Annotated in this window: 7 protein-coding genes; 2 read left to right on the top strand and 5 right to left on the bottom strand. The window is 60.4% G+C overall.

Annotated elements, in window-relative coordinates; genetic code table 11:
- Nucleotides 1-129 precede the first annotated feature (129 nt).
- Nucleotides 130-3,471, top strand: coding sequence for a maltose alpha-D-glucosyltransferase (gene treS / locus AC1D2Q_RS06875; protein WP_477812710.1), 3,342 nt, complete (start codon nt 130-132; stop codon nt 3,469-3,471).
- Between the two features lie 2 nt (nt 3,472-3,473).
- Nucleotides 3,474-5,705 (top strand): 1,4-alpha-glucan branching protein GlgB, encoded by a 2,232-nt coding sequence (gene glgB, locus AC1D2Q_RS06870; protein ID WP_477812709.1) that lies wholly within the window; start codon nt 3,474-3,476, stop codon nt 5,703-5,705.
- 63 nt (nt 5,706-5,768) lie between these two features.
- Here glgB and AC1D2Q_RS06865 read toward each other — a convergent pair whose 3' ends face one another.
- The 5 genes from AC1D2Q_RS06865 to AC1D2Q_RS06845 form a co-directional block, all read right to left on the bottom strand.
- Nucleotides 5,769-6,833: an autotransporter domain-containing protein gene (locus tag AC1D2Q_RS06865; protein WP_477812708.1), complete on the bottom strand. Its 1,065-nt coding sequence runs from the start codon at nt 6,831-6,833 to the stop codon at nt 5,769-5,771.
- Nucleotides 6,834-7,259: 426 nt separating this feature from the next.
- Nucleotides 7,260-8,060 carry an endonuclease/exonuclease/phosphatase family protein gene (locus AC1D2Q_RS06860; RefSeq protein ID WP_477812707.1) on the bottom strand — a complete coding sequence of 267 codons (801 nt, stop codon included), beginning with the start codon at nt 8,058-8,060 and terminating at the stop codon, nt 7,260-7,262.
- Between the two features lie 120 nt (nt 8,061-8,180).
- A complete protein-coding gene (locus tag AC1D2Q_RS06855) occupies nt 8,181-8,939 on the bottom strand; it encodes a PIG-L deacetylase family protein (protein WP_305412580.1) in 759 nt (252 codons plus the stop codon).
- 267 nt (nt 8,940-9,206) lie between these two features.
- Nucleotides 9,207-11,363, bottom strand: coding sequence for a glycogen debranching protein GlgX (gene glgX, locus AC1D2Q_RS06850; RefSeq protein WP_477812706.1), 2,157 nt, complete (start codon nt 11,361-11,363; stop codon nt 9,207-9,209).
- Nucleotides 11,364-11,456: 93 nt separating this feature from the next.
- Nucleotides 11,457-11,801, bottom strand: a complete 345-nt coding sequence (locus AC1D2Q_RS06845) for a DUF2934 domain-containing protein (RefSeq protein ID WP_477812705.1) — start codon at nt 11,799-11,801, stop codon at nt 11,457-11,459.
- Nucleotides 11,802-11,817: the final 16 nt, after the last annotated feature.

Below are 11,817 nucleotides of genomic sequence, written 5' to 3'. Positions count from 1 at the left end.
TGCGTGGGAACGCCGCCCTGGACGCTCTGCGTCCGCCGCTGTGACGCAGAGCGTCACTGTATGCATTCCCACGCAGAGCGTGGGAACGATCTCGGCCAAGGCGTTCTCTAGTATTCACAGGAGTTACAAATGGCGAAGAAACCCAGGTCAGCCACCTTTATCAAGGATCCGCTCTGGTACAAGGATGCAGTGATCTATCAGGTTCACGTTAAGTCTTTTTTCGACTCCAACAATGACGGGATCGGCGACTTTCCCGGCCTTATCGCCAAACTCGATTACATTGCCGATCTGGGCGTCAATACCATCTGGCTGTTGCCGTTCTACCCCTCGCCACGCCGCGACGATGGCTACGACATCGCCGAATACCGTGGCGTGCACGCCGACTACGGCACCCTGGCCGATGCCAAGCGCTTTATTTCCGAGGCGCACAAACGTGGCTTGCGGGTGATTACCGAACTGGTCATCAACCACACCTCGGACCAGCACCCGTGGTTCCAGCGCGCGCGCAAGGCCAAGCCCGGCTCGGCGGCCCGCGACTTCTATGTCTGGTCCGATGACGATCAGAAATACGACGGCACCCGCATCATCTTTCTCGACACCGAAAAGTCCAACTGGACCTGGGACCCGGTGGCCGGTCAGTACTTCTGGCACCGCTTTTATTCCCACCAGCCGGACCTGAATTTCGACAACCCGCAAGTGATGAAAGCGGTGCTGTCGGTGATGCGCTACTGGCTGGACATGGGCATCGACGGCCTGCGGCTGGACGCGATCCCGTACCTGATCGAGCGCGACGGCACCAACAACGAAAACCTCCCCGAGACCCACGACGTCCTCAAGCAGATCCGCGCCGAGATCGACGCCAATTACCCCGACCGCATGCTGCTGGCCGAGGCCAATCAGTGGCCGGAAGACACTCAGCTGTATTTTGGAAACACCGACGCCAAAGGCCAGAACGGCGACGAATGCCACATGGCCTTTCACTTCCCGTTGATGCCGCGCATGTACATGGCGCTGGCCCAGGAAGATCGTTTCCCGATCACCGACATTCTGCGCCAGACCCCGGAAATCCCCGCCAACTGCCAGTGGGCGATTTTCCTGCGCAACCACGATGAGCTGACTCTGGAGATGGTCACCGACAAGGAGCGCGATTACCTGTGGAATTACTACGCGGCCGACCGTCGGGCGCGGATCAACCTGGGGATTCGCCGGCGTCTGGCGCCGTTGGTGGAGCGTGATCGCCGCCGCGTGGAACTGCTCAACAGCCTGTTGCTGTCGATGCCCGGTACACCGACGCTGTATTACGGCGATGAAATCGGCATGGGTGACAACATCTACCTCGGCGACCGCGACGGTGTGCGCACGCCGATGCAATGGTCAATCGACCGTAACGGCGGCTTTTCCCGCGCCGACCCGGCCAGCCTGGTGTTGCCGCCGATCATGGACCCGCAATACGGCTATCTGTCGGTCAACGTCGAAACCCAGGCCGGCGACCCTCATTCATTGTTGAACTGGACCCGGCGCATGCTCGCGATACGCAAGCAGTCCAAGGCCTTCGGTCGCGGCACGCTGAAGATGCTGTCGCCGAGCAATCGACGGATTCTGGCCTACACCCGCGAATTCACCGGCGCGGACGGCAAGCACGAGATCATTTTGTGCGTGGCCAACGTGTCCCGCAGCGCGCAAGCGGCGGAGCTGGATTTGTCGGCGTATGTCGGCATGGTCCCGGTGGAGATGCTTGGCGGCAACGCGTTCCCGCCCATCGGTCAGTTGAATTTCCTGCTGACGCTGGCGCCTTACGGTTTCTACTGGTTCGGCCTGGCAGCGGAAAATCAGATGCCGAGTTGGCATGTGGAACCTGCGCAAAGCCTGCCGGACTTCACCACCCTGGTGCTGAAGAATCGCATGGAAGAGCTGCTTGAGGCACCGTCCCGCCGGACGCTGGAACAGGCCATTCTGCCGAGCTGGCTGCAGAATCGCCGCTGGTATGCCGGTAAGGACGGCACCATCGACAGCGTCAGCCTCGCCTACGGCGTGCGCTTCGGCGACCCGCAGCATCCGGTGCTGTTGAGTGAAATCGACGTCACCAGCGCTGGCCAGACCAGTCGCTATCAGTTGCCGTTCGGCTTTATTTCCGAGGAGCAGGTTGGCGCGGCCTTGCCCCAGCAATTGGCGCTGGCCAGGGTTCGGCGCGGTCGGCAGGTCGGCCTGATCACCGACGCCTTCAGCCTCGACAGCTTTGTTCATGCGGTGTTGCAGGGGCTACAGGCCAGCACGGTGCTGCCGTCGGACGGAGGCGAGATCCGTTTCGAGCCAACCGACGAATTGGCCAAACTGGGGCTGAGCGCGGAGTCGCAGGTGCGTTACCTGTCCGCCGAGCAATCCAACAGTTCAGTGGTGATCGGCGCCAGTCTGGTGTTGAAGCTGCTCCGCAAGGTCGCGTCGGGGGTGCATCCGGAACTGGAAATGAGCGCGTATCTGACCCATGCCGGTTTCAAAAATATTTCGCCGCTGTTGGGGGCGGTGATCCGTCGCGATGCGGCGGGCGAGGACACGCTGTTGATGATTGCCCAAGGCTATTTGAGCAATCAGGGCGATGCGTGGGAATGGACCCAGAACAACCTCGAACGGGCGCTTCGCGATGAACTCGCCGATGCCGTGTCCGAGCAGGAGCAGCACTACAACGCCCTCGGCGAGCTGAAGGATTTTGCCGGCATGCTCGGCCAGCGCCTGGGGGAAATGCATCAGGTGCTGGCGACCCCGAGCGTCAACCCGGACTTCGCCCCACAAATCACTAGCCAGAAAGATGCGCTGGCCTCGGCCAAGGATGTGGCGGCGCAACTGGAGCACGCGCTGAAGTTGCTCAAGCAGCATCAAACCGAACTGAGCACGGCGGACCAGACATTGGTCAGCCGATTGCTGGACAACAAAAAAGCCATTCTCGGTCATGTCCAGGAGTTGGGTGAAAAGGCGTTGGGCGGCTTGCGCATTCGCGTCCACGGTGACTTGCACCTGGGGCAAGTGCTGGTGATCAAGGGCGATGCCTACCTGATCGATTTTGAGGGTGAACCGGCGCGGCCGCTGCATGAGCGCCGTGGCAAACACAGCCCCTATAAAGACGTTAGCGGCGTGTTGCGTTCCTTCGATTACGCCGCGGCGATGGCGATAAATGTACACAACGTCGACAACACGGCGGATGCCCAGGCGGCGCGTCAACGGGTCGCCGAGCGTTATTTGAAAGAGGCGCGACAATCATTTGTCGACGCTTATCGGCTGGCGGCAGCTAGTCTTGCTCATGCATGGCAAGATCCTGAAGGCGAGGATGCTGCGCTGGCGTTGTTCGGTCTGGAGAAGGCGGCTTACGAAGTGGCCTATGAGGCTGAAAACCGCCCCACTTGGCTACCGGTGCCGTTGCACGGTTTATATGGATTATTGAGTGGGCTTAAACCCTTTTCCGATCTTGGTGGAGAGTAGTCATGAGTTTCTCGAACAAGGAACAGGGGCACGTTGAAGAGGCGCTGCTGCCCAGGGCGCGGGACATCGACGCATTGGTACGCGCCGAACATCAGGATCCCTTTGCAATTCTCGGCCCGCACAGCGATGGCGCTGGCGGGCAGTTCATACGGGCCTATCTGCCGGACGCCTTGAGCGTGCAGGCGGTGGACAAGGCCTCCGGAGAAGAACTCGGTAGCCTGGAGACGACCCAGACTCCGGGACTGTTCGTCGGGCACTTCGAGCGGGCCCAGCCTTATTTGTTGCGAACCCGTTGGGCCGGCGGCGAGCAACTCGCCGAAGACCCTTACAGCTTTGGCCCGTTACTCGGCGAGATGGACTTGTACCTGTTCGCCGAGGGCAATCACCGGGATCTGAGCAGTTGCCTCGGCGCGCAGCTGAAGACGGTCGATGGCGTGGATGGCGTGCGCTTCGCCGTGTGGGCGCCGAATGCCAAACGGGTGTCGGTGGTCGGCGACTTCAACAACTGGGATGGTCGCCGGCATCCGATGCGTCTGCGCCATCCTACTGGTGTCTGGGAACTGTTCATCCCGTGCCTGCAGGCAGGGGAGGCCTACAAATACGAAATCCTGGGAGCTCACGGTATTCTGCCGCTCAAGGCCGATCCGGTGGCCCTGGCCACAGCGCTGCCGCCAGACACCGCCTCGAAAGTCGCCTCACCGTTGCAAATCGACTGGCAGGACCAGGGCTGGATGCTGTCCCGGGGCGAGCGTCAGCGAACCAGTGCGCCGCTGTCGATCTACGAGTTGCATGCTGGCTCCTGGCAATGCGAGCTGGATGACCTGGGCGAAGTCGCCCGTCAGTACACCTGGCCCGAGTTAGCCGAGCGGCTGATTCCTTATGTGAAGGAGCTTGGTTTCACCCACATCGAACTGATGCCGATCATGGAGCATCCGTTCGGTGGCTCATGGGGTTATCAACTGCTGTCGCAGTTCGCCCCGAGCGCCCGTTACGGCTCGCCGGATGATTTCGCTGCTTTCGTCAATGCCTGCCACCAGGCCGAAATCGGCGTGATCCTCGATTGGGTGCCGGCGCATTTCCCGACCGATGTCCATGGCCTGGCGCAGTTCGACGGCACCGCGTTGTACGAGTACGGCAACCCGATGGAGGGCTTTCACCAGGATTGGGACACGCTGATCTACAACCTGGGCCGCACCGAGGTGCACGGCTACATGCTGGCGTCGGCGCTGCACTGGCTCAAGCATTTTCATGTCGATGGCCTGCGGGTCGACGCAGTGGCGTCGATGCTGTATCGCGATTACTCGCGCAAGGCTGGCGAGTGGGTGCCCAACCGTCACGGCGGCCGGGAAAACCTGGAAGCCATCGATTTTCTGCGCCATCTCAACGACGTAGTGGCTCTGGAAGCACCGGGCGCACTGGTGATCGCCGAAGAATCCACGGCGTGGCCGGGTGTCAGCCAGAGCACGCAACAGGGCGGGCTGGGTTTTGCCTATAAGTGGAACATGGGCTGGATGCACGATTCGCTGCATTACATTCAGCAGGATCCGGTGTACCGCGCCCATCATCACAACGAACTGAGTTTCGGCCTGGTGTATGCCTGGTCCGAGCGTTTCATCCTGCCGATTTCCCACGACGAAGTGGTACACGGCAAGCATTCGCTGATCGACAAAATGCCTGGCGACCGTTGGCAGAAATTTGCCAATCTGCGGGCTTACCTGAGTTTCATGTGGACCCATCCCGGCAAGAAACTGTTGTTCATGGGCTGCGAATTCGGCCAGTGGCGTGAGTGGAATCACGATCAGCAACTGGACTGGTACTTGCTGCAATATCCGGAACACCAAGGTGTGCGCAAACTGGTCGGCGACTTGAATCGGTTGTATCGCGAAGAGCCGGCCCTGCACGATCAGGACGATGTGCCGCAGGGCTTCCAGTGGTTGATCGGCGACGACGCGATCAACAGCGTTTATGCCTGGCTACGCTGGAGCAAGGAGGGCAGGCCGGTGTTGGTGGTGGCCAACTTCACCCCGGTGCCGCGTCAGTCCTACCGCATCGGCGTGCCGTTTGCCGGGCGCTGGGTCGAGTTGATCAACAGCGACGCCGACACCTATGCCGGGTCCAATTACGGTAACGGTGGCGGGGTGTTCACCGAGGAAGAACCGAGCCATGGGCAGGCACTTTCCCTGGTGTTGAATTTGCCGCCGTTGGCGGTGTTGATTCTGCGGCCGGAGGGTTAGCATCCTGATCGTTCCCACGCAGAGCGTGGGAACGATCATCGACACACATCTTGAAACTTTCACTCACCAACGCATCCGCACCCCAAGGCTGCCAATCAACCCGTTCAAATCATTTTCAACCACATTGCTGCTGTAGTCGGCGCTGACATACAGGCTGACCGAAGGCGTCACTCTGGCCACCAACCCCAGACCCACGTCTACTGTCGATGAATTGCGACTGCTGCTGATTTTGTCGACCTGATCCAGGCTCACGGTGTTGCCCGTGTAGACCGTGTGCCACAAATTGGTCCGCACATAGGGTTCGACCGGCAGGCCGTTGATATCGTAATTGCCTTTCAAGCGTGCACCGACCCGACCGCTCCAGGAGGTCAGGTCGCTGGACGAGGCGTTGCCTGACCCGGCATACGGCGTATCCAGCGTGATGCGTTGATTGATCAACTGCGCCTGGGGTTCAACCACCCAGTTTTCGCTCAGGCCAATCGGGAAACCACCTTCCAGCGACACTGTCACCGCGCTGCCTTCGGTGGTTTGTCGCACGCCCTGGTCGTTGCGGCTAAAACCGCTGACCCGGCCACCGCTGGCCGTCAAGTCGACGTGCCAGCCTTGCGGCCCGGTCAGGCTCCAGTAGGCACCAAGGCTTTGGCCTTGAAGGTTGAGCGTGTCATGGCTGGGGTCGGCGAGGGCGCGACTGGTCAGCAGGCCGTTGTCGTTGCCCTGGAATTGAGCGGTGCCGCCGATCAGTCCGACCCGTTGGGTACTACCGCTGTTGCTTTGCACGGTCAGGAGCGCCGGGCCTTTGAATTCGCTGGCGCCGGGGATCGTGCCCTGGGCCAGATAATCGGTTTGGGCCTGCCGCGACGTCGGGCCATAGGCGTGGTCCCAGGCCAGGGGCGCGGCGTCTTCGATCGTCAGGCGTGAGCTGGGTAAGTCTGAGTTGACGCGTAAGTGGTCGGGATACGTGGCCAAGCCGAAGGGCAAGGTAGTTGTCGGCAGTTGCTGGCTGTACCAGGGCGTGGTTCCGTCCTCGACAGGTGACGCTCGCACCTCCATGGATGAGCACAGCAGGAGTGAACCGGAGACAACGCAGAAAGTGAATTTTATCTCTTGTGAGGTGAATGAAGTTCTCATGGAGGTCTACCTTGCAATCGCATGCGTATCTCGCTTTGGCGTCTCTCCTACCCCGAATGAGGGGCGACCGAATGGATTGAGGCAAGGTCCGACCCGCCCGTTTTAGGGGTGTCTGGAGGCATGCCCCTGATGGATTTCCGGGGGTAGTAAGGACTAGCTAAGAAGACCGATGGCGCTGCGTCAAGAAAATGGCCGATAAGTGGTACGGCTATTTTAGAGTCTGTAAATGACTGATTTTTGGCGCTGATCTAAGTTATTGTTTGTGCAAAAAATCATGCTGAAAGGTGCGGCCCAGACGTGTTGGGTAGTGGGCTATCGATTGCATGAAGGAGGAGCTGTGCAAAATTCATGAGCAAGTCGGGTACGCGATTGCTGTCATTTTTTCTGTTGCAGGCGGCAGTTCTTGGCGCCTGTTGCTTGACGGTGTTACAGACGTACCTCCACCGCCAGCGGTAAATGATCCGACAGGTGCGTCCAGGGCTTGTAGCCGAGTATGCGCGGCTCATGACTGCTGGCATTGCGCAGGTAGATGCGGTCCAGGCGCAGCAGGGGAAAACGCGCCGGGTATGTTTTCGCCGGTCGACCGTGGTGGCGTTCGAACGCTTCATGCAGGTAGTCGCGTCGGGCGAGGGTGGCATTGCCTTGCAACTGCCAGTCGTTGAAGTCGCCGGCAATGATGACCGGGGCGTCGTCTGGCAACGATTCGAGTAACAGGCAGAGCAACTGCAGCTGGAGTTGTCGATGGCTTTCCAACAGGCTCAGGTGCACGCAAATGGCATGCACTTCGGCATGGCCCGGCACATCCAGCACACAGTGCAGCAAACCGCGCCGCTCGGGGCCGGTGATCGAGACATCGAGGTTGCGAAATTCGCGGATCGGGTATTTCGACAGCAGGGCATTGCCGTGATGGCCGTCGGGGTAGACCGCGTTGCGACCGTAAGCGAAATCGCTCCACATGCTGTCGGCCAGGAATTCGTACTGTGAGGTCGGTGGCCAGTCGTTGTAGCGGGAAGAATGCCGGTCGTGCTCACCGACCACTTCCTGCAGAAACACCAGGTCCGCCGACGTACTGCGTACCGCTTCGCGCAGTTCCGGGAGGATGAAACGTCGGTTGAGGGCGGTGAAACCCTTGTGAGTATTGACCGTCAGCACTCTGAGTCGATGAATCGCCGAGGGCGTGTTCGATGGCACTGATTCGACGGCTTGGCGTTCGGCATCGTGGGTCACGTTCACTCCTCTGAATCAGGGCTGCTGTATGTATGCGACTGATGCGTGGGCGAGCAGTTCAAACACATTCACCGCAACCCCGTAGCAGCTGCCTCGCAAGCTCGACAGCTGCTACAGGCATCAGACAAACACAATTTCATACGGCAACCGCATGCGTTCCAGAATCACTCGCGGCAGCAGCGGGGCGATGCCGATCGCCGGTTCGCCGTCGAGCTGGCTGGCGTAGGCATAGGTGGCGTGGCTTTTGCGCGCGACAGTCCAGGTGTCGAGGCGTAGCTTGCGCGCGCGATGCCAAGGAAGCTGCCCGTGGTCGCGCATCGGCCAGTGCCAGGCCCAGACCGGTATTTCGTTGAGCGTCGCCCCGACCAGGGCGGCGGCCCTGGCGCTGGCCCGGCCGACAGCGTCGTGGTCGACGATGCCGTCTTCGCGCCAGGTGGTGAACACCACATCGCCGGGGCGCAGGTAGCGGACGATGAATTGGGTCAATTCAGACTCTCGCTCGGCCAGAGCGTTGTCGGTGAAGCCGCCGCGAATCCACTTCAGGCTGTGCATCGGCAAGCCGAGTCGACGCAAGGCTTCGACACTTTCCTGGGGGCGAAACACGCTCAGGCGTTTTTCCGACCACTGTCGCGACCCCGGATGGCTGGCGCTGCCGTCGGTGATCGAGATCAGTTGCAGAGGATGACCAAGGGAGCACAACAGTTGCAGCAGGCCGCCGCAGGTCACCACTTCATCACCGGGATGCGGGGCGATCACCACCGCGCGAGCTCCGGCCGGGACCAGTGTTTCGGTGTTAATGACAGGGATGTTGTCCAGTTGCGGCGCGCTGTTCCAGATCTGCGCAGGCAAGCTGTTTTCGCTGATGGAAACCGGTTTCATAGGCGCTACGTCCTTGTTCTGTCTGGCCCTCAGTCGTGCGCAATGCTTGCGGGAGCAAGCCTGGCAGACCCGTGAAGGCGGGTAGATAGCAATGTGCGGCGCTCCGAACCCTGGATTGCCGCGGTAGAGTATTGCCCATGAAACGCTATTCGTCGCCTCAGCCTTTGGTCTGATGCGGTTTTTTTAACCGGACCTGTGTCAGGCTTCGCAAATAATTCCCGAAACCTCGAAGGAAGCACAATCCTCGCTCCTACAAGATGCACCTGATCACTCTTCTTCCTCATGCTGCAGTTCAAACAACAGCAGCGAACGGCCGGTGACCGAATATTGGCGACCAAATTCAAAGCGTTCCTGGCCCCGAATCGACGGTTGATTGGTATCGATCATACAGGTCCAGAAACCGCCGTCAGGCACTTCCGGCAGCAGGAAGTTGACGATGTCATGGTGGGCGTTGACTACCAGTAACAGGGTTGCGTCGGCACCCTTGCGGCGAATGCCGGTTTCCTGGGCGCGGCCATCGAGCAGTATGCCCATGCAGCGACCGTGGCCTTCTTCCCATTGTTCATTGGACATTTCGCTGCCGTCCGGGGCCAGCCAGGTCACGTCCTTGACGCCGATGTCTTCGTTGTAATTACCCACCAGAAAGCGCCCGCGCCGCAGGATCGGATAAGCCAGGCGCAACTTGATCAAGCGTTTGACGAACTTGAGCAGCGCCTTGCCGTCTTCGCTCAGGTCCCAATTGACCCAGCCGATCTCGCTGTCCTGGCAATAGGCATTGTTGTTGCCTTCCTGGGTGCGGGCGAACTCGTCGCCGGCCACCAGCATCGGCGTGCCCTGGGACAGCAGCAACGTGGCGAAGAAGTTGCGCATCTGCCGCTGGCGCAGGGCATTGATCTCGGGATCGTCGGTGGGGCCTTCGACGCCGTGGTTCCAGGACAAATTGTTGTTGCTGCCGTCCTGATTGTTCTCGTCGTTGGCCTCGTTGTGTTTGTCGTTGTACGACACCAGGTCGTTGAGGGTGAAGCCGTCATGGGCGGTGATGAAGTTCAACGAGGCATACGGTCGACGGCCGCGCTGGTTGAACATCTCGCCGGAGGCGGTCATGCGGCTGGCGAAGTCGGCGAGCTGGCCGTCGTCGCCTTTCCAGAATGCGCGCACGGTGTCGCGGAACTTGTCGTTCCATTCGACCCAGCCCGGCGGGAAGTTCCCGACCTGATAACCGCCGGGGCCACAGTCCCACGACTCGGAAATCAACTTCACCTGACGCAGCACCGGGTCCTGACGGCAGGCGACGAGGAAACTGTGTCGTTCGTCGAAGCCGTCGTGGTAGCGGCCGAGAATGGTCGCCAGGTCGAAACGGAAACCGTCCACGTGCATTTCCGTGGCCCAGTAGCGCAGCGAGTCGGTGACCATTTGCAGCACGCACGGGTGGCTCAGGTCCAGGGTGTTGCCGGTTCCGGAATCGTTGATGTAGTAGCGCTTGTCGTCGGGCCTCAAGCGGTAGTAAGAGGCGTTGTCGATGCCACGCATCGACAGGGTCGGTCCTTGTTCGTTGCCCTCGGCGGTGTGGTTGTAGACCACGTCGAGGATCACTTCCAGATTGGCCTCGTGCAGGTGCGCGACCATCTCCTTGAACTCGGCGATCTTGCCGCTGGCCAGGTAGCGCGGGTCCGGGGCAAAGAACGCGATGCTGTTGTAACCCCAGTAATTGGTCATGCCTTTGTGCAGCAGATGCTGGTCATTGACGAAGGCATGGATCGGCAGCAGCTCCACGGTCGACACGCCGAGCTTGCGGATGTGTTCCAGCACGTCATCGACCATCAACCCGGCGAAGGTGCCGCGCAGGTTCTCGGGGACGGCGGGGTGACGCATGCTGAAACCGCGTACGTGAGTCTCATAAATGATCGTCTTGTCCCATGGCACGCTGACCCGATGGTCGTGGCCCCAGGTGTGGGCGGGGTCGATCACTTTGCATTTGGGCACGAAAGGCGCGCTGTCCCGTTCATCGAAACTGAGGTCGGCGTCGGGGTGGCCGATGGTGAAGCCGAACAACGCTTCGGACCATTTCAATTGGCCGACCAGCTGTTTGGCATAGGGGTCGATCAGCAGCTTGTTCGGGTTGAAGCGATGACCGTTGGCCGGGTCATACGGCCCGTAGACGCGATAGCCGTAGATCAACCCCGGGTGGGCGTCGGGCAAGTAGCCGTGGTAGATCTCGTCGGTGTATTCCGGCAGCTCGATACGTTCGAGTTCCACCTCGCCGGCATCGTCGAAGATGCACAGTTCGACCTTGGTCGCGTTAGCCGAAAACAGCGCGAAATTGACTCCCAGGCCATCCCAGGTCGCGCCTAGCGGGAAGGGTAAGCCTTCACGGATTCGCGAGGCCTCGTGAGGTTCGGGCGCGGTTTTCTTTGGACTGGTCATAGCTGCTCCTGCAACGGTATTTTTCGAGGGCGAATGCGCTCTCGGTGGCGAGCGGGCTCGCCACGAAGTCAATCAGGACAAGACAGTGAAGCGTCAGACCTCGGGTGGTTTACGCGCGGCGCGAGGCTTTTTTACGGTGGCTTTTTCGCCCGGCGGGATCACTGTCGAAGCGGCGGCGGGTTTGGCTTTGGGCTTGGCACGGGGTTTGGTTTCGATGCCCTTGGCATTGACCAGCTTGCCGTCGGGTTTGCCGACCGCGGGCTTGGCGCTGGCGGTTTTGCTGCTGCTCGCTTTGGCTGGTTTGCCGGGCGCCAGCGCTTCGGCCTCGGCCAGTTTGCAGGCCATCTCCCAATGGCGCGCTTCCTGGCCCTCGGGTTTTCCTTCGGATTCCCAGATTTGATAGGCAAATTCGCGAATGCGTTTTTCGTCGGTACTCATCGCAATGCTCCTGAAC

The organism is Pseudomonas sp. P1_A1 (assembly GCF_056406935.1).
This window is presented reverse-complemented; position numbering and strand designations above follow the sequence as displayed.

Excerpts from the sequence above, each read along its gene's own strand:
- treS (WP_477812710.1), top strand. The coding sequence starts at position 130 with ATGGCGAAGAAACCCAGGTCAGCCACCTTTATCAAGGATCCGCTCTGG.
- glgB (WP_477812709.1), top strand. The coding sequence starts at position 3,474 with ATGAGTTTCTCGAACAAGGAACAGGGGCACGTTGAAGAGGCGCTGCTG.
- AC1D2Q_RS06865 (WP_477812708.1), bottom strand. The coding sequence starts at position 6,833 with ATGAGAACTTCATTCACCTCACAAGAGATAAAATTCACTTTCTGCGTT.
- AC1D2Q_RS06855 (WP_305412580.1), bottom strand. The coding sequence starts at position 8,939 with ATGAAACCGGTTTCCATCAGCGAAAACAGCTTGCCTGCGCAGATCTGG.
- glgX (WP_477812706.1), bottom strand. The coding sequence starts at position 11,363 with ATGACCAGTCCAAAGAAAACCGCGCCCGAACCTCACGAGGCCTCGCGA.
- AC1D2Q_RS06845 (WP_477812705.1), bottom strand. The coding sequence starts at position 11,801 with ATGAGTACCGACGAAAAACGCATTCGCGAATTTGCCTATCAAATCTGG.